Raw genomic sequence first — 16741 nt, 5'->3', positions numbered from 1 at the left:
GTCGCTGAAGGTGGTGCTGATCGCCTGAACGAACTGCGCAACGCTTGAATGAATGGCGTCATCGCAACAAACCAGAAAAACCCGGCTCCCATCAGCCGGGTTTTTTATGTCTGCAACAATCAGCCAGCCTTCGCCATACAGCGCTTGTAGCGCTCATCCACCCGCTTGGCGAACCACGCGGTGGTCAGTTTGCGGGTGATTTTCGGGCTCTGCAGCACGATCCCCGGCAATACAGCACGCGGCAGTGTTTTACCTTCGGTTTTCTCGGCCAACTCGAATACTCGCTGATAAAGCCTGGTCTCTTCAAATTCCAGGGTTTTGCCCTTTTCCAATTGATCGCGAATCGTCGGATTGCGCATGCCCAGGGACTTGCCGAGGGTGCGCACGGCCAGTTCGGTGCTGCCGGGCATGATCGAGTCATAGCGAATCAGGTCGCCATCCAGTGCCAAGGGGATGCCCGAAGCACGGCTGACGGCGTTCTGAAACGCGGCATTGCGGCTGGCGTACCAACCGGCGTTGAAGTCGGCGAAGCGGTACAGCGGTTCGCGATAACTGACGGGGTAGCCGAGCAAATGGGCGATACCGAAATACATACCCCCGCGACGACTGAACACTTCATGGCGGATCGTGCCGTCCACAGGGTACGGATAATCCTTGGCATGCTGCTCGGCGAATTCGATGCTGACCTGCATCGGCCCGCCGGTGTGCACAGGGTTGAAGCCGCCAAACAACGTGCCGCCCATTGGCACCATGCCGATGAAGTCGTCGAAAATTGCGCTCAACTCTTTCTCGCTACGCGCCGCATTCAAGCGCTCGCTGTAGCTTTTGCCATTGGGAGAACGCACTTGCAGGGCGCCGCTGACCAACAAACCGGGGATATGAATTTTGCCGGCACGACGGTCGATTTCGTCGCGGGCGATTTTGCCCAGGCCCGGCACTGTGGGGTCAGCCTGAAAGGTTGACTCCTGTTCGGCAACGGCCAACACCGAGCACAGATGCTGCGTGGTCGGGCTGATCTTCTGCGCGGCGAACGCGGCGTAGATATCGGTGGCCCAGCCTTGGCGATCGGCGATTTTGGCCGGCATCAGCCGCACGATCTCGGCCTTCACTTCGGCGGGAGGACGCGGGGCGGGCTCGCCGCTGCGCTGACTGGCGCAACCGCCGAGTACGAGCAGGGCTGCGAGGGTGATCAGTAATCGAGGGGTGTGCATGCGGCTCCATCATCCAGTCCGTTGAGGCGGGTTAACCATACACAATCCCTTCGGTAGCTCAAGGTGATGACAAACTGATTGCAATGCGTTACTGAGAAAACCTATCATTTGCACCTGGAGTCGCATTTGCGCAAGGAGTTCCGCGCCGCCCTTATTTTTCTCATTGGCCGTGCGCCTCCAGGTACGAAACATGCCCGCTTCAGCTCGACTCGCTGCTCCCTTTCGTCCGACGCTTCTCGCCCTGCTGTGCTCCCTGACTGTCACCGCTCACGCCGCCGAAGGCGATAACAAACAACTGGTGCTCGACAACGTCAACATCAACGCTCAGGCCCCAGCGCCAGATGCCCTGCCCCCAGCCTACGCCGGTGGTCAGGTCGCTCGCGGCGGCCAATTGGGCGTGTTGGGCAATCAGGACATGATGGACGTACCGTTCAGCGCCGCGTCCTACACCGAGCAACTGATCCAGGATCAGCAGGCTGAAAACGTCGCCGATGTGCTGCTCAACGATTCCTCCGTGCGCCAAGCCTCGGGCTACGGCAACCAGGCGCAGGTTTTCATGATCCGTGGATTGCCGCTCAACGGTGACGATATTTCCTATAACGGCCTGTACGGCGTGCTGCCACGGCAGATCATTTCCACCGACGCTCTGGAGCGCGTGGAAGTGTTCAAGGGCCCTAACGCCTTTATCAATGGCGTAACCCCGACCGGCTCGGGCATCGGCGGTGGCGTCAACCTGCAACCCAAACGCGCCGGTGACATACCGCTGCGCCGCTATACCAGCGATATCAACAGCGAAGGCCGCATCGGTCATCACGTCGACATCGGCCAGCGTTTCGGTGAAGACAACCGCTTCGGCGCGCGGGTCAACCTGTCCCAGCGCGAAGGCGATACCGCTATTGATCACGAGAACCAGCGCTCTAAACTGTTCGCCATTGGCCTGGACTACCGTGGCGATGCCCTGCGGGTTTCCGGTGATTTCGCTTACCAGAAAGAGCGCGTCAACGGTGGCCGCAACTCGGTCAACCTAGGCACTGCCACACACATTCCGGATGCGCCATCGGCCGACACCAACTACGCGCCGAAGTGGGGCTATACCGACATCGAAGATACGTTCGGCATGCTCCGCGCCGAGTACGAACTCAATGACAACTGGACCGCCTACGCGGCCGGCGGCGCCAAGCACACCCGTGAAGTCGGGCGCTACAACTCGACCACGCTGGTCGGTAACAATGGCGCCTCGTTCACCACCGGCTCGTTCATCCCTCACGATGAAGACAACACCAGCGTCATGGCCGGCCTTAATGGCAAATTCAACACCGGCCCGGTGAGCCACAAGCTCAATTTCGGCCTGACCGGGATCTGGGCCGAGCAGCGCAGCGCCTATGATTTCGACCTGACCCGCTACAGCAACAACATCTATCACCCGGTGCAAACCCCGTCGCCGGTCGGCAACTTTTCCGGTGGCGATGTGAACGACCCGGGCATCGTCGGCAAGACCTTCAACCGCAGCCTCGCGATTTCCGACACCCTCGGTTTCTTCGATGATCGCCTGTTGATCACCGCTGGCCTGCGTCGTCAGCAACTGGTCGTGCAAGGTTACGGTTACGCCAGCTATGGCAGCGGCCCGCGCTCGTCGAGCTACGACGAATCGATCACCACGCCGGTGTACGGCATCGTGTTCAAGCCGTGGGAGCATGTGTCGCTCTACGCCAACCACATCGAAGGCCTCGCCCAGGGCCCGACCTCGCCGACCAGCTCCGGCGGCTTTCGCGTGACCAACGGCAACGAAGTCTATGCACCGGCCCGTTCCAAGCAGACCGAGGCCGGGGTCAAAGTTGACATGGGCACCTACGGCGCGAGCCTGGGTGTGTACCGCATCGAGCAGCCTAGCGACGGCTATTGTGAAATCGACAGCGCCAGCACCTGCACATACGTGCGTGAAGGCGAGCAGATCAACAAAGGCGTGGAAATGAACGTGTTCGGCGAGCCGATCAACGGCCTGCGCCTGATCACCGGCCTGACCCTGATGGACACCGAACTGAAGAACACCCTCAACGGCGCCAACGACGGCAACCGTGCCATCGGCGTGCCGACCTTCCAGTTCAACGCGGGCGTGGACTGGGATGTACCCGGCCTGCAAGGCGTTGCGCTGAATGCGCGGATGCTGCGCACCGGCGGCCAATACGCCGACGCGGCGAACAACCTCAGCCTGCCGACCTGGAACCGCTTCGACGCCGGCGCGCGTTACGCCTTCAAGGTGTCGGAGAAAGACGTGACCCTGCGTTTGGGCGTGGAGAATCTGGCGAACAAGAAATACTGGGCATCAGCTCAGGGCGGTTATCTGACGCAAGGTGAACCGCGAGTGGCGAAGTTGTCGGGCACTATCGACTTCTAAGCAACATCGTAGCCCGAAAAAGGCCTCGCAACTTCACGGTTGCGGGGCTTTTTCCCGTCTGGCTGATCATCTGGCCATCCTCTTCTTCTGATCCATACTTGCTCCACAGCAAACGGAGGACAGGCCCATGAACCGCAGCGACGTACTGATCATTGGCGCCGGCCCCACCGGCCTGGTGCTGGCCCTGTGGCTGAGCAAACTGGGCGTGCGCGTGCGCATCATCGACAAGACTTCAGCCCCGGGCACCACCTCCCGGGCGCTGGCGGTACAGGCGCGAACCCTGGAGCTATACCGGCAACTGGACCTGGCCGACACCATCGTGCGCAACGGCCATCGGGTGGCAGCGGCGAACTTCTGGGTCAACGGCAAACCGGTCGCGCAACTGCCACTGAACCGCATCGGCGAAGGCCTGACACCCTACGCCTTCGTCGAAATATTCCCGCAGGACGAACACGAACGGCTGTTGATCGAGCGTCTCGAAGACTATGGCGTCGTGGTCGAGCGCAATACCGAACTTGAGCGCTTCGAGGAAACCGGCGACGGCCTCACCGCGCATTTACGCCTTCCCGATGGCGAGCAGGAGATTTGCCAGGCCTGTTACCTGGCCGGTGCAGATGGCGCCCGTTCGATCGTGCGAAAAACCCTCGACAGCGGTTTTCCCGGCGGCACCTATCAGCAGATTTTCTACGTGGCGGACGTCAAGGCCAGCGGCCCGGCCATGAATGGCGAACTGCACCTGGATCTGGATGAAGCAGATTTTCTCGCGGTCTTCCCGTTGGCGGGCGAAGGGCGGGCGCGGTTGATCGGGACGGTGCGCGACGAACGTGCGCAGCGCGCCGAAACCCTGGCGTTTTCCGACGTCAGCCGCCGCGCCATCGAACATTTGAAAGTCCAAATCGAAGATGTCCACTGGTTCTCCACCTACCGCGTGCATCACCGCGTGGCGGAGCACTTTCGCAGTGGCCGCGCGTTTGTGCTCGGCGATGCCGCGCACGTCCACAGCCCGGCGGGCGGTCAGGGCATGAACACCGGCATTGGTGACGCAATCAATCTGGCGTGGAAACTCGCCGCCGTGCTCAGCGGCGCTGCCGAGGCCAAGCTGCTCGATACTTACGAAACGGAGCGCATCGCCTTCGCCCGGCGGTTAGTATCGACCACCGACAAAGTCTTCAGTTTCGTCACCGCCGAAGGGCGCATGGCCGACCTGCTGCGCACGCGGCTGGCACCGTTTCTGATCCCGAAACTCGCCTCATTCGAAACGAGCCGCGAGTTCCTCTTTCGCACCGTCTCGCAAGTCACCCTCAACTATCGCGGCATGCCGCTCAGCCAGGGCACGGCCGGCCACGTCCACGGCGGCGATCGCTTGCCGTGGGCGCATGACGGTGAAGGGGATAATTACGAGCCGCTCAAGCAGCCGTGCTGGCAGGTGCATGTGTACGGTGACACCAGCGACGAAATGATTGCCTGGTGTCACGCACATCATCTGCCGCTGCATGTGCTCGACTGGCGCCCGGCGTTTGAAACGGCGGGTTTGGCGCGTAACGGCTTCTATCTGCTGCGCCCGGACACCTACGTGGCGATTGCCGATAACAGCGCCGATCCGAAAGTGATCGAACGCTATTTCCACGACCAGGGGATCAGGCCATTTTTCGCCTGCGCCTGACATCAATGTGCGGGCTTGCTCGCGAAGAGGGTATGTCAGACACAGAGCTGTCGCCTGACACAGCGCTTTCGCGAGCAAGCCCGCTCCCACCGTTTTTTTGCGTTGCGTCCGTTTTATCGAGGCAGGCCGATCCTGTGCCGAAGCCTGAATATGAAACCTGGTAGGAACGCGGATCTAACTGTGGGAGCGGGCTTGCTCGCGAAGAGGGTATGTCAGACACAGAGCTGTCGCCTGACACACCGCTTTCGCGAGCCAGCCCGCTCCCACAGTTTGGATTTATGGTGTTTGTCAGATGCCGGCCAGGGCCAGGTCCATCGCAAAGTAAGTGAAGATCAGATCCGCACCGGCACGTTTGATCGCGCCGAGGCTTTCGCGCACCACGCGATCTTCATCAATCGCGCCCGCCTGAGCGCCGAACTTGATCATCGCGTACTCACCGCTGACCTGATACGCCGACAGCGGCAGGTTCGAGGCTTCACGGATGTCGCGGATGATGTCCAGATACGCACCGGCCGGTTTGACCATCAGCGCATCGGCGCCTTCCTGCTCGTCCAGCAGCGATTCGCGCAGGGCTTCGCGGCGGTTCATCGGGTTCATTTGATAGCTTTTGCGGTCGCCCTTGAGCGCGCTGCCACCGGCCTCGCGGAACGGGCCGTAAAGCGCCGAAGCGAATTTGGTCGAATAGGCCATGATCGGAATCTGAGTGAAACCGGCCGCGTCGAGAGCCTGACGAATCGCCCGCACCTGACCGTCCATCGCCGCCGACGGCGCAATCACATCAGCGCCGGCACGGGCCGCCGCCACGGCTTGTTTGCCGAGGTTGACCAGGGTCTGGTCGTTATCCACTTCATGGTTGTGCATCACGCCGCAGTGGCCGTGATCGGTGTACTCGCAGAAGCAGGTGTCGGACATCACGATCATTTCCGGCACAGCATCCTTGGCGATGCGCGACATGCGCGAGACCAGACCGTTTTCGCGCCAGGTGTCGCTGCCGTTGCCATCCAGATGATGGGACACGCCGAAGGTCATCACCGACTTGATGCCGGCGCGGGCATAACGCTCGATCTCGCCGGCCAGTTTGCGTTCGGGGATACGCATCACCCCCGGCATGCTCTTGATCGGCACGAAGTCGTCGATTTCTTCCTCGACGAAAATCGGCAGCACCAGATCGTTCAGGCTGAACTCGGTTTCCTGGAACAGACTGCGCAGGCTCGCATTGCGGCGCAGACGGCGGGGACGTGCTTCGGGGAACTGACTGGACATGGGGCTTTCCTGAAACCTGCAGATGAGACGAAAGTCGTAGGGGGCGAAGCTTATGCCTTGCGGGGGGCGCGGTACAAACCTGGATCAATCAAGAGTGCATTACCGCGTACGCAATAATCGCTGGCTTCCCCCCCGATGCATTTTGCGGTCAGAGCGTCAGCTGTCCTGCAATGCACGTCACCACAGACCCGCCGACCCAGATTTCATCGCCAAGTCGGCTGATCCGAATCCGCCCTGCCCGGCCCATGCTCAAGCCCTGACTGACCGTATAAGCGTCTGGCGCCATGCCCTCGCCCAGTAACCATTGGGCAATCCCGGCATTCAAGCTGCCGGTGGCCGGGTCCTCCGGCATCCCATCACCGGAAATAAACGCACGGACCTCGAACTGGGCCTCATCGCCGTCACGCTCAGGATTCCACGGTGCTATGACGCCAACGGCCAATCCCAGCATCTGTGAATGGTCCGGTTGCAGAGTCAGCACCTGCTGCCGGTCCTTGAGCATCACCGCCAACCACCCAGCGCCGTTGTCCACCCATTGCGCGCGGACAATGGCGTCGCCGCTAAGTCCCAGCCCCCGCTGCACCCGCGTCATGACTTCGGCCTCGACCGGTCCCGACCTTAGCAATGGCGGGGCGAGAAACGCGAGTTCTGCGCCCTCGCGGCGTATCCGTACCAGCCCGACGCCGCACTCCTGAATGATGTCATTGCCTTTGGGCACCCCACCTGCTTCCAGCCAGGCATGGCAGGTGCCGAGTGTCGGATGACCGGCAAACGGCAATTCGCTCAGGGTCGTGAAGATCCGCACCCGATAATCGGCGCGCGGATCTTGCGGTTCAAGAATGAAGGTGGTTTCACTCAAATTGGTCCAGGAGGCAAATGCGGCCATGCACTGATCGCTCAGAGCGTCGGCGCCAAAAACCACCGCCAGCGGATTGCCTTTAAGCGCTATCTGGCTGAAAACATCGACTTGCTTGAAATCGAATGAACGCATACACCGTCCTTATTGAGGAATGCTCAAGCCACGCACCACCGCCGGCCGCGCCACAAATCGCTCCAGCACACGGGTGACATTCGGGAAATTCTGAATACCAACCAAATCACCCGCCTCGTAGAAACCAATCAAATTACGCACCCACGGGAACGTGGCGATATCAGCGATGGTGTAGCGCTCGCCCATGATCCAGTTGCGGCCTTCCAGGCGCTTGTCGAGCACATTGAGCAAGCGTTTGCTTTCATCCACGTAGCGATCACGCGGACGTTTGTCCTCGTAATCCTTGCCGGCGAATTTATTGAAGAAACCGAGCTGGCCAAACATCGGGCCAATGCCGCCCATCTGGAACATCAGCCACTGGATGGTTTCATAGCGCAGTGCGCCTTCCTGGGCCAGGAGCTGACCGCTCTTGTCAGCCAGATAAATCAGGATCGCGCCGGACTCGAACAGCGGCAGCGGTTGGTCCTGCGGGCCGTGGGGATCGAGGATCGCCGGGATCTTGTTGTTCGGGTTCAGCGACAGGAACTCGGCGGACAACTGATCGTTGCTGTCGAAACCGACGCGGTGCGGCTCGTACGGCAGGCCGATCTCTTCAAGCATGATCGAGACTTTGACGCCGTTGGGGGTAGGCAAGGAATAGAGCTGAATCCAGTCGGGGTAATGCGCCGGCCATTTCTGGGTGATCGGGAACGCGGACAGATCGGTCATGGGAAGCATCCAGTCACAAAAGAGACCCGATCATAATGCACGAATCGTCACATCCTGCGGCTAACGTGCAAAAGCCAGGATCGAACCAAACCGGCCTCAGGGGACTCTGAGCTATGCCTTTATTGCAAAGGACGCCGTTCACGACATGGAAAACACCCGGTGCTGGGAGCCCGAGGTGCAGAGGTTTGTCAGCCTTAACCGAATATGCTGAAGAACCTTTTATTTCATGACGAACCTGCTGAGTTTCGCCAAACGCTTCAAACAACGCGCTTATGTGGCCCTGCCCTCGCTGCTGGCAGTCAGTGCATTGTTTCTGTCACTTGAGTCCAGTGAGAGCCGCGCACAACCGGTCGACGGTACCCAGACGCTGGTGTTTTTGCGCCACGCGGAAAAACCCGAGGGCGGTCTCGGTCAACTCAACTGCCAAGGCCTCAATCGCGCCATCGATCTATCGACGCTGCTGCCGGAAAAGTTCGGCAAGGCCAATTATGTGTTCGCCGCCAATCCGACGCGCAATGTCGAGGAAGGTGAGCTGGACAACTCCTACAGCTACATTCGTCCACTGATGACCATCAGCCCCGCTGCGATCAAACTCGGCCTGCCCGTGAATATCGAGTTTTCGGCCAATGACACCAGCGACTTGGCCCGCGAACTGCTCGAAGACAAGTATCACAACTCGACGATCTACACCGCCTGGTCCCATGGCTATCTGCCGGAGCTGATCAACAAGGTGGCCGGCAAAGCGGTGGGTGAGAAACAGACCATCACCGATGATTGGGCCTCCAGTGATTTCGATTCGCTGTACGTGCTGACACTGACCTGGCACAACGGCAAGGCCAGTTTGCAAAGCCACAGCTACAAGCAAGGGCTGGATCATGGCAAGCAAACCTGTCCCACCTGATTGCGATGTCGCCTGATCCGGCGCTTTCGCGAGCAAGCCCGCACACAGGGGGGCAGTGCCGTTCACAAAACCCATGTGTGCGGGCTTGCTCGCGAAGTGGCCATTCCAACATCAATTTTTCTGACTCACCCGCTCACGAAGATACTCAAGAACCGCCCCCCGCTCCCCGGCAAACTCGATCCGCCCGCCCTTCTTCTCCCGCTGAAACACATACATCGGGTCGTAATACTCACGCAGCAGCCCCTCGATCCAGCCGCGATGCAGATCAACCGCACCGCTACGCCCCTGCTCGGCCAGCGCTTCTTCCATCGACATCAACATCCGTTGATGACGTTCGCCACCCAAACGCTTCTGCACGTTATTCAGGCTTTCCAGCAGCCGCTCCGAGAACAGCACGAATCCATCTTCGCCATGCACCGCCGAAAATTCCGCCGACAGGTCCACCACATAGTCACGCAGAATCCGCTCGACACGATCCTCAAAACTGTCTTCCAGCCAGACCATCGGGTACTGCTGCATGCCCTGATAAATCGGCAGCGGCAACGCACAACTGCCGACCACCCGGCTTTCGTCCTCCAGCACAAACTGCTCGATGCCCGCCTCGCGCTTCTTGAGGATGTCGATTGACAGACGGTTTTCAAAATCGATATTCGACGGCTGCCCGGTGGCACGTTTACCAAAACTGGAGCCGCGATGGTTGGCGTGTCCTTCCAGGTCCAGCCCATTGCGCAACTGCACCAGCACTTCGGTTTTACCCGTGCCGGTCATGCCGCCCAGCAAGACGAAATCACATTGCGCGATGGCTTGCTCAAGGGTGTCGATCAGAAAACTGCGCATCGCTTTGTAGCCACCACCGACGCGTGGATAGTCGATACCGGCCTCGTCACGCAACCACTGCTGGGTGATCTGCGAACGCAAGCCACCCCGAAAACAATAGAGATAACCATCAGGATGGGCCCGGGCGAAGTCGGCCCAGGCCTGAATGCGCTCGGCCTTCACCGCACCGGACACCAGTTGATGGCCCAATTCGATGGCCGCTTGCTGACCCTGCTGTTTGTAGCAGGTGCCGATTCTCTGCCGCTCGATGTCGTTCATCAGCGGCAGATTGACCACACCGGGAAACGCGCCGTGGGCAAATTCAATCGGCGCGCGGGCGTCCATCAGCGGTCGGTCGTTGAGGAAAATGTCGCGGTAATCCGTGCAGTCTCGGAGCATCAAATCACCTCGACTGCGGTGGTCTGTCGCTCAACCAGTTCGCCGATTGGCGCAAGGTTCAGGCCCAGTTCGGCGGCGACGGCGAGGAACTCGTCATTGCCTTCAGGCGTTACGGCAATCAGCAGGCCCCCGCTGGTTTGCGGATCGCACAGCACACGCTTGTGCAGTTCCTGCACGCGGCCGACCTTGCTCGAATAGCTGTCGAAGTTGCGCAACGTGCCGCCGGGCACACAGCCCTGATCGAGGTAATACTCGATGCTGTCCAGGCGTGGCACACGGTCATAGGCGATGCGCGCCGTGAGCTGGCTGCCATCAGCCATTTCCACCAGATGCCCGAGCAGGCCGAAACCCGTGACGTCGGTCATCGCGGTGACACCGGCGAGTTTGCCGAAACGGCTGCCGGGTTTGTTCAGGGTACACATCCAGTCGCGGGCCACACCGACATCGGCGGCGCGCAACTTGCCCTTTTTTTCAGCGGTGGTGAGGATGCCGATGCCCAGCGGTTTGGTCAGGTACAGCAGGCAACCGGCCGTGGCGGTGTCATTGCGTTTCATGTGGCGCTTTTCGACAAGACCGGTGACCGCCAGACCGAAGATTGGCTCCGGCGCATCGATCGAATGCCCGCCCGCCAGCGTAATCCCCGCCTCGTCGCACACCGCACGCCCGCCACGAATCACTTCCCGCGCCACTTCCGGCGCCAGCACATTGACCGGCCAGCCGAGGATCGCAATCGCCATCAGCGGATCACCGCCCATCGCATAGATGTCGCTGATCGCGTTGGTGGCGGCAATGCGGCCGAAGTCGAACGGGTCATCGACAATCGGCATGAAAAAGTCCGTGGTCGACACCACGCCGCGCTCGGCATCGATCTCATACACCGCCGCGTCATCACGCGAGGCGTTGCCGACCCACAGTTTCGGGTCGAGGTTCTGCGCGCCGCTGCCGGCGAGGATCACCTCCAGCACCTGCGGGGAAATCTTGCAGCCGCAACCGGCGCCATGGCTGTATTGGGTCAAACGAATCGGCTCGCTCATGGGGAAGTCTCTGGCAGGGAATGGGGCGGATTCTAGCAGAGCGCGGGGTGGCGGATTTGTGCGGTGAATCGCAGGAGCCCTTCGCAAGCACGCCCGCTCCCACATTTGAAATGCGTTCGCCTGCGGGAGCCAGTCTGCAGGCAGAGCAAGCGCGCTCCCACTGGGGATTTTCAACGTTCAAGAAAGAATTGGTACGGCTTATGCAAACGTTTGCGAGCCGTCAATCCCGGCATTTTCGTCACAAAACCCTACAGGCCCGCAGACCCGGGCCTTGATCCGTAAAAAAGGACTTTGAATGCACAGCGCATCCCTTCTTCGCGCCCCATTTGCGCGCACGTTTGCTGTTTCCTTGCTACTGGCCGGCGTTACCGGACTTCTCAGCCAAAGTGCTCTGGCGCAATCGACGCCAACCGAAGAGTCCGCCCAGGGCGAAACCCTCAGCCCCGAAGCCAGCCCGTCGAAAAAAGGGGCGTACCTGTCGGATTGGTACAACCAGGACCTGACCCTGATCGGCAGTAAAGACATCAGCTTCGGCCCGCAACCGGCCGACGATATCTACCTGGAATACGAATATTTCGGGCGCAAAGGCCCGTTCGAGCTGTACGGCTACATCGACGTGCCGAAGATTTTCAACATCGGCAACAGCCATGACAAAGGCGTGTGGGACCACGGTTCGCCGGTGTTCATGGAGCATGAGCCGCGCATCTCCATCGACTACCTCGCCGGCCGTAGCCTGGCCATCGGCCCGTTCAAGGAATGGTACGTAGCGTTCGACTGGATATACGACCACGGCAGTCGCAAAGAGAACCGCGCCAATACCCTCTACAGCGGCTTCGGCACCGACATCGACACCCATTCGCGGGTCAATCTGTCGGCCAACCTGTATGGGCGTTACCAGTGGGAAAACTACGGTGCGAGCAATGAGTATTCCTGGGACGGCTACCGCGCCCAACTCAAGTACATCATCCCCATCGACAGTTACAGCAACGGCGCCTCGCTGACCTATATCGGCTTTACCAACTTCGATTTCGGCTCCGACATGCACAAGGACAATCCGGCACGCACCGCCAACGCCACGGTGGCGACCAATGTCTTGTTGTACTCGTTCACGCATTTGCGCTTCACGCTGGTGGGGCGTTATTTCCACAACGGGGGCAACTGGGAGGACGGCAGTGAGTTGAACTTCGGCGACGGTAATTTCCGCGCCCGTTCCAACGGCTGGGGTTACTACGCCGGCATCGGTTATCAGTTCTGAATTCAGGAGATGTTCATGCAAGCAATGATGCGAGTTTCACTGGCCGCAGCCGCCCTGCTCTCTTCCACGGCGTGGGCTGTCGAAGCGCCGATCCAGCCCAAGGTTGTCCTGATCACCATGTTCGCCCCCGAGGCACAGAACTGGATTGATCGCTTGGAGCTCAAGCAGCAAATCCGCGTGCCGGGCCTGTCCGCCGAATACCCGACCATCCGCTGCAACACGCAGCAGGTGTGCCTGTTGACCACCGGCATGGGTCAGACCAACGCCGCCGCGTCGACCCTGGCACTGGCCTTGTCGCCGAAATTCGACCTGCGCAAAAGCTACTTCCTGATCGCCGGCATTGCCGGGATCAGCCCCAAACACGGCACCCTCGGCACCGCCGCGTGGGCGCATTATCTGGTGGAGTTCGGCACGCAGTGGGAGCTGGATTCACGCGACGCACCGTCGAGCTGGCCGAACGGTTATCTGGGCATCAACACCCAGGGCCCGAACGAAAAACCGCCGCTGGACTACAAGACCGAAGTGTTCGAACTCAACCCGACGTTGCAGGCCAAAGCCTTCTCGCTGAGCCACAACGTGGAACTGAGCGAGAGCAAGGAATCTGCCGCGTGGCGCCTGAAATACCCCGCCGCCCCGGCCAATCAGCCGCCAGTCGTCACTCGCTGCGACACACTGGCAGGCAACACCTGGTTCTCCGGCACGCGCCTGAGCGAACGGGCCGAGGTCTGGACCAAACTGTTGACCGACAACAAGGGCGAATACTGCACGACTCAACAGGAAGACAACTCGACTTATGAAGCGCTGCTGCGCGCCAGCCGCGAAGGTCTGGTCGACGTGCAGCGCCTGGCCGTGGTGCGCGCCGGCTCCGACTTCGACCGCCCGGCCCCGGGCGGCAGTGAAGTGGACAACTTGCTCAAATACGCCGATCAGGGCGGCTTCGTCCCGGCACTCGAAAACCTCTACCGCGCCGGTAATCCGCTGGTGCAAGACATCCTCAAGCACTGGTCTGCCTGGGAAAACGGCGTCCCGCAATCCTGAACCTCACACGATAAAAACGGTGAGCGCGGGCTTGCTCGCGAAAGCGTCGTATCAGTCGATATTTCTATTGCCTGACACACCGTATTCGCGAGCAAGCCCGCTCCCACCGTTTTGCTATGTGGTGTATCAGGGAATCAGGATGACCTTGTCGCCACTGCCCTGATTGACCTCGGTATACCGCGCCAGACCTTCGGCCAGCGGCGCTTCCACCAGCCCTTGCGGCAACGGCAGCAAGTCTTCATCGAAGAGGCGCCCGAATTGTTCCAACATGGCCGCGCACGCTTCAACGCCGTACAGCAACGAGTTGATGCCGACCACCGAACCGCCCTTGCGATACAGCGCCAATGCCGGCAACTGCACATGGCCGTCGGTCGGTGCGGCGATGATGGCGATGCGGCCGAACGGCGCGAGTGCCGCAACGGAGGCCGGCAACCAGAAACCAGTGGTGTCAAAGATCACATCGGCACCGCCGGCATACACCGCGTTGACCTGCGCGCCGAGGTCTTCAGGTTTATCCAATTGCAGCGTCTGGTAGCCCTGCGCTTGCAAGTCCTTGACCTGCTCCGGCCGCCGCGCCGCTGCCAACAACCGCGCGCCGCGAACGTTGGCCAACGCCAACGCCGCCGTGGCCACCGCACCGCCGCCGATCACCAGCAAACGGGTTTCGGCGGTTACCAGACTGCGCTCCAGCGCATCCCACGCCGTGGTGTACGGCACGCCGAGGCTGGCAGCCTGGGCGAAACTCAGGTGCGACGGTTTATGCGCAACGCCCTTGATCGGGAGTTTGACGAATTGCGCATGGGAGCCATCGGCGAAAAAACCCAGCTCACGCCCGGTGCCCCAGACTTCCTGACCGATCAACGCCTGCGGGCCTTGGACTACAACCCCGGCAAAATCCCGCCCGGGAATGCGTGGCAGCGTGGTGTAGGGAAAACGCCCGAGTACGTTTTTCACGTCGCTGGGGTTCAGGCCGGCGGCCTTGATCTCGACCAATACTTCATCATCGCCGGACACCGGGGTCGGCACTTCAACGTAGCGCAGGGAAGACAAGTCGCCGGTTTTATCGAATTGCAGTGCTTTCATGGACACATCCACCGAATAAGAAAGAGGGAACTCAGGACAACCAACCGGCCACCAGTTGCCGGCCCATCGGCCACAACTGCTCACCCGCGAGCATGCCCAGCAAGCCAACCAGCGCAATGGCCGGTGGGGCTGGAGAACGGAAATCCAGCGCACCGTAGAGCAGGCCGACACCAAGGCCGATGCCCAGCGAAATCAGGTAGTTCATGGAGAAAACTCCGCCGCGTAAAGGGAATGGGCAGAGTCTAGGGAAAGGAGGCCGTCAGTACCGGCCAAGGACTTCTGAATATCGGCCAAATGCCTGAAGTACGCCGACAATCCCGGTGGGAGCGGGCTTGCTCGCGAAAGCGTCGTACCAGTCGATATTTCTATTGCCTGACACACCGCCTTCGCGAGCAAGCCCGCTCCCACAGGATCTGCGTTCAGTCTGCCGTGAATTGTGAGGGGGGAACACCCAGCTCCCGGCGGAACATGTCGCTGAAACTGCTCGGCGAATAGCCCAGCTCACGGGCGATGACGCTCACGGCAACGCCTTGGATCAACTGCGCCACCGCCGTCGCCAGTTGCACTTGCCGCCGCCATTCGGCGAAGCCCATGCCCAGGCAGTCCTTGAACAACCGCGCCAATGTACGCACGCTGGCCCCGGCGTGTTCCGCGTGCTGTTCGAAAGAAATCTCCAGCGACGGCGCGGCCATCACCGCCTGACACACATTCATCAAGCGCCGGTCGGAATCGTCCGGCAACGGGATCTTCAACGGCGAACGCCTGGCGCGTTTTAGCTCCAGCAAGGCCAAGCCGACCATCGCCTCGTAGTAGGCCGGCTCACCACTGTCGCCCTGCTCCACCAGCCCGACGATCAACTCACGCAGCAACCCGCCGACCTCGATCACCTGCACCGTCTCATCCAGCGTCGCCGCGAGCGCCGGACGCCAGTAGATATTGCGCATCTGCAAATCCGACACCACCCGAATCCCGTGCGGCACCCCGGGCGGCAACCACACCGCCCGTTGCGGCGGCACCACCAGCGCCTCGTGCGGGGTTTCAACCCACATCACCCCGCTCATCGCATACAACAACTGCCCCCAGACATGCTCATGCGGCTCGATATACAAACCACGCGGATACGTGCGCGCCAGCGGCTGCACGGGTACATCGGTGTCACTGAGATCGGGGGGCGCGGCGAGGGCCATGGCGAGCATTCATTGGGGTTGGCGAAGGCGTCATGGTAACCAGTGCGCCACCGCGTCGCCATGGATAGATACCGTCCGACAATCCGAGTGAATTTTCCGCTCGCGCCGCGATCCTTCTATTACCACAGGGAGGATTACGGGCTTTATGAACAACGCAAAACTGTTTGTCATCGATTACACCCTTCACGGCACGCCCAAGTCGTTCATTATCCGCTCGGACAAAATGGACAACGCCGAGGCGTGGCACTGGGCGAGCTGCGACGCGGGAGTGGGTCGAATTCCGCGCTTCGGCCGCGAAAAGGTGCAGAAGACCAGCAAACCTATGGCGGAAAAATTCGGCGTGGAAAACGTCATGTGGCGACCGGCGAGCTAGGCTTTGCCTGGCGATTGGAAAAAATCGGGGGGAATGCACCATGAGCACCATGAGCACCATCAGCAGTCCGGCGCATCTGGATTACGGCCTGGACACACTGTTCGGTCGTATCACCAAAAGTGTCGATTGTCAGGTGGGGCTGGAAGCTGTCGAAGACGACCCGTTCAGCTTCGCCCTGCGGGTGTCAGCGCCGCTCCCCGACAGCCTTGACCAAGCGAAAACCGTGGTGGTCAGGGTTGAAGGCCGACGATTGCAAGGCACAGTGCGGCATACCGAACGGCTGGATGACGACAGCCTGAAACTGCAAGTGGAGCCTGATTAGGCTCCACTTTTTGTGGTGCGCCAGGCATGGCGCGTAGCGCCGTGACTGGCGCTGTTCAGCTCACTGTGGTGGTGAGCCGAACGACTTGGAGGTGAAAGTCCT

Annotated in this window: 16 protein-coding genes; 7 read left to right on the top strand and 9 right to left on the bottom strand. The window is 60.6% G+C overall.

The genetic code is table 11. From position 1 onward, the window contains the following. Nucleotides 1-119 precede the first annotated feature (119 nt). On the bottom strand, nucleotides 120-1211 hold the full coding sequence (locus ACIOU6_RS18095; protein WP_401138473.1) for a DUF1615 domain-containing protein: 1092 nt from the start codon (nucleotides 1209-1211) through the stop codon (nucleotides 120-122). A 190-nt stretch (nucleotides 1212-1401) separates the two neighbouring features. On the opposite strand from ACIOU6_RS18095, the gene ACIOU6_RS18090 reads away from it, so the two are divergent. Together ACIOU6_RS18090 and ACIOU6_RS18085 are read left to right on the top strand one after the other, a co-directional pair. Next, nucleotides 1402-3606, top strand: coding sequence for a TonB-dependent receptor (locus tag ACIOU6_RS18090; RefSeq protein ID WP_401138470.1), 2205 nt, complete (start codon nucleotides 1402-1404; stop codon nucleotides 3604-3606). A gap of 127 nt (nucleotides 3607-3733) precedes the next feature. After that, nucleotides 3734-5269, top strand: coding sequence for an FAD-dependent oxidoreductase (locus ACIOU6_RS18085; RefSeq protein WP_401138467.1), 1536 nt, complete (start codon nucleotides 3734-3736; stop codon nucleotides 5267-5269). Nucleotides 5270-5557: 288 nt separating this feature from the next. On the opposite strand, the gene hemB is transcribed toward ACIOU6_RS18085, so the two are convergent. The 3 genes from hemB to ACIOU6_RS18070 form a co-directional block, all read right to left on the bottom strand. Beyond that, nucleotides 5558-6532, bottom strand: a complete 975-nt coding sequence (hemB, locus tag ACIOU6_RS18080; RefSeq protein ID WP_221734359.1) for a porphobilinogen synthase — start codon at nucleotides 6530-6532, stop codon at nucleotides 5558-5560. A gap of 148 nt (nucleotides 6533-6680) precedes the next feature. Beyond that, on the bottom strand, nucleotides 6681-7523 hold the full coding sequence (locus ACIOU6_RS18075; protein ID WP_401138463.1) for a PhzF family phenazine biosynthesis protein: 843 nt from the start codon (nucleotides 7521-7523) through the stop codon (nucleotides 6681-6683). A 9-nt stretch (nucleotides 7524-7532) separates the two neighbouring features. Then, nucleotides 7533-8231: a glutathione binding-like protein gene (locus ACIOU6_RS18070; protein ID WP_401138460.1), complete on the bottom strand. Its 699-nt coding sequence runs from the start codon at nucleotides 8229-8231 to the stop codon at nucleotides 7533-7535. Between the two features lie 226 nt (nucleotides 8232-8457). Between ACIOU6_RS18070 and ACIOU6_RS18065 the strand changes: the two genes are divergently transcribed. Beyond that, complete coding sequence (locus ACIOU6_RS18065) at nucleotides 8458-9132, top strand: histidine phosphatase family protein (protein WP_401138457.1); 675 nt, start codon at nucleotides 8458-8460, stop codon at nucleotides 9130-9132. Between the two features lie 111 nt (nucleotides 9133-9243). Here the strand turns inward: ACIOU6_RS18065 and mnmH are convergent, their stop codons facing one another. Further along, nucleotides 9244-10347 carry a tRNA 2-selenouridine(34) synthase MnmH gene (mnmH, locus tag ACIOU6_RS18060; RefSeq protein WP_401138454.1) on the bottom strand — a complete coding sequence of 368 codons (1104 nt, stop codon included), beginning with the start codon at nucleotides 10345-10347 and terminating at the stop codon, nucleotides 9244-9246. Then, nucleotides 10347-11381, bottom strand: coding sequence for a selenide, water dikinase SelD (selD, locus tag ACIOU6_RS18055; protein ID WP_401138451.1), 1035 nt, complete (start codon nucleotides 11379-11381; stop codon nucleotides 10347-10349). The genes mnmH and selD overlap by 1 nt, the downstream gene beginning before the upstream one ends. A gap of 295 nt (nucleotides 11382-11676) precedes the next feature. Here selD and ACIOU6_RS18050 point away from each other — a divergent pair, with 295 nt between their 5' ends. Beyond that, nucleotides 11677-12636, top strand: coding sequence for a nucleoside-specific channel-forming protein Tsx (locus ACIOU6_RS18050; protein WP_401138448.1), 960 nt, complete (start codon nucleotides 11677-11679; stop codon nucleotides 12634-12636). 15 nt (nucleotides 12637-12651) lie between these two features. After that, entirely contained in the window at nucleotides 12652-13674 is a 1023-nt protein-coding gene (locus ACIOU6_RS18045) for a purine-nucleoside phosphorylase (RefSeq protein WP_401138445.1), read from the top strand. 126 nt (nucleotides 13675-13800) lie between these two features. Here the strand turns inward: ACIOU6_RS18045 and ACIOU6_RS18040 are convergent, their stop codons facing one another. The 3 genes from ACIOU6_RS18040 to ACIOU6_RS18030 form a co-directional block, all read right to left on the bottom strand. Beyond that, on the bottom strand, nucleotides 13801-14757 hold the full coding sequence (locus ACIOU6_RS18040) for a zinc-binding alcohol dehydrogenase family protein (protein WP_221734367.1): 957 nt from the start codon (nucleotides 14755-14757) through the stop codon (nucleotides 13801-13803). Between the two features lie 31 nt (nucleotides 14758-14788). Then, nucleotides 14789-14962 (bottom strand): DUF1427 family protein, encoded by a 174-nt coding sequence (locus tag ACIOU6_RS18035; RefSeq protein WP_095138741.1) that lies wholly within the window; start codon nucleotides 14960-14962, stop codon nucleotides 14789-14791. Between the two features lie 214 nt (nucleotides 14963-15176). Beyond that, nucleotides 15177-15953, bottom strand: a complete 777-nt coding sequence (locus tag ACIOU6_RS18030; protein WP_221734425.1) for a helix-turn-helix domain-containing protein — start codon at nucleotides 15951-15953, stop codon at nucleotides 15177-15179. 136 nt (nucleotides 15954-16089) lie between these two features. On the opposite strand from ACIOU6_RS18030, the gene ACIOU6_RS18025 reads away from it, so the two are divergent. Together ACIOU6_RS18025 and ACIOU6_RS18020 are read left to right on the top strand one after the other, a co-directional pair. Continuing rightward, complete coding sequence (locus tag ACIOU6_RS18025) at nucleotides 16090-16317, top strand: DUF6555 family protein (protein WP_221734424.1); 228 nt, start codon at nucleotides 16090-16092, stop codon at nucleotides 16315-16317. Nucleotides 16318-16366: 49 nt separating this feature from the next. Continuing rightward, the gene (locus ACIOU6_RS18020) at nucleotides 16367-16639 is read left to right on the top strand and encodes a hypothetical protein (protein WP_221734423.1); all 273 of its coding nucleotides are present in this window, start codon (nucleotides 16367-16369) and stop codon (nucleotides 16637-16639) included. Nucleotides 16640-16741: the final 102 nt, after the last annotated feature.

The organism is Pseudomonas sp. NPDC087615 (genome assembly GCF_044743445.1).
Classification (GTDB): domain Bacteria; phylum Pseudomonadota; class Gammaproteobacteria; order Pseudomonadales; family Pseudomonadaceae; genus Aquipseudomonas; species Aquipseudomonas baetica_A.
This window is presented reverse-complemented; position numbering and strand designations above follow the sequence as displayed.

Excerpts from the sequence above, each read along its gene's own strand:
- ACIOU6_RS18095 (WP_401138473.1), bottom strand. The coding sequence starts at position 1,211 with ATGCACACCCCTCGATTACTGATCACCCTCGCAGCCCTGCTCGTACTC.
- ACIOU6_RS18090 (WP_401138470.1), top strand. The coding sequence starts at position 1,402 with ATGCCCGCTTCAGCTCGACTCGCTGCTCCCTTTCGTCCGACGCTTCTC.
- ACIOU6_RS18085 (WP_401138467.1), top strand. The coding sequence starts at position 3,734 with ATGAACCGCAGCGACGTACTGATCATTGGCGCCGGCCCCACCGGCCTG.
- hemB (WP_221734359.1), bottom strand. The coding sequence starts at position 6,532 with ATGTCCAGTCAGTTCCCCGAAGCACGTCCCCGCCGTCTGCGCCGCAAT.
- ACIOU6_RS18075 (WP_401138463.1), bottom strand. The coding sequence starts at position 7,523 with ATGCGTTCATTCGATTTCAAGCAAGTCGATGTTTTCAGCCAGATAGCG.
- ACIOU6_RS18070 (WP_401138460.1), bottom strand. The coding sequence starts at position 8,231 with ATGACCGATCTGTCCGCGTTCCCGATCACCCAGAAATGGCCGGCGCAT.
- ACIOU6_RS18065 (WP_401138457.1), top strand. The coding sequence starts at position 8,458 with ATGACGAACCTGCTGAGTTTCGCCAAACGCTTCAAACAACGCGCTTAT.
- mnmH (WP_401138454.1), bottom strand. The coding sequence starts at position 10,347 with ATGCTCCGAGACTGCACGGATTACCGCGACATTTTCCTCAACGACCGA.
- selD (WP_401138451.1), bottom strand. The coding sequence starts at position 11,381 with ATGAGCGAGCCGATTCGTTTGACCCAATACAGCCATGGCGCCGGTTGC.
- ACIOU6_RS18050 (WP_401138448.1), top strand. The coding sequence starts at position 11,677 with ATGCACAGCGCATCCCTTCTTCGCGCCCCATTTGCGCGCACGTTTGCT.
- ACIOU6_RS18045 (WP_401138445.1), top strand. The coding sequence starts at position 12,652 with ATGCAAGCAATGATGCGAGTTTCACTGGCCGCAGCCGCCCTGCTCTCT.
- ACIOU6_RS18040 (WP_221734367.1), bottom strand. The coding sequence starts at position 14,757 with ATGAAAGCACTGCAATTCGATAAAACCGGCGACTTGTCTTCCCTGCGC.
- ACIOU6_RS18035 (WP_095138741.1), bottom strand. The coding sequence starts at position 14,962 with ATGAACTACCTGATTTCGCTGGGCATCGGCCTTGGTGTCGGCCTGCTC.
- ACIOU6_RS18030 (WP_221734425.1), bottom strand. The coding sequence starts at position 15,953 with ATGCTCGCCATGGCCCTCGCCGCGCCCCCCGATCTCAGTGACACCGAT.
- ACIOU6_RS18025 (WP_221734424.1), top strand. The coding sequence starts at position 16,090 with ATGAACAACGCAAAACTGTTTGTCATCGATTACACCCTTCACGGCACG.
- ACIOU6_RS18020 (WP_221734423.1), top strand. The coding sequence starts at position 16,367 with ATGAGCACCATCAGCAGTCCGGCGCATCTGGATTACGGCCTGGACACA.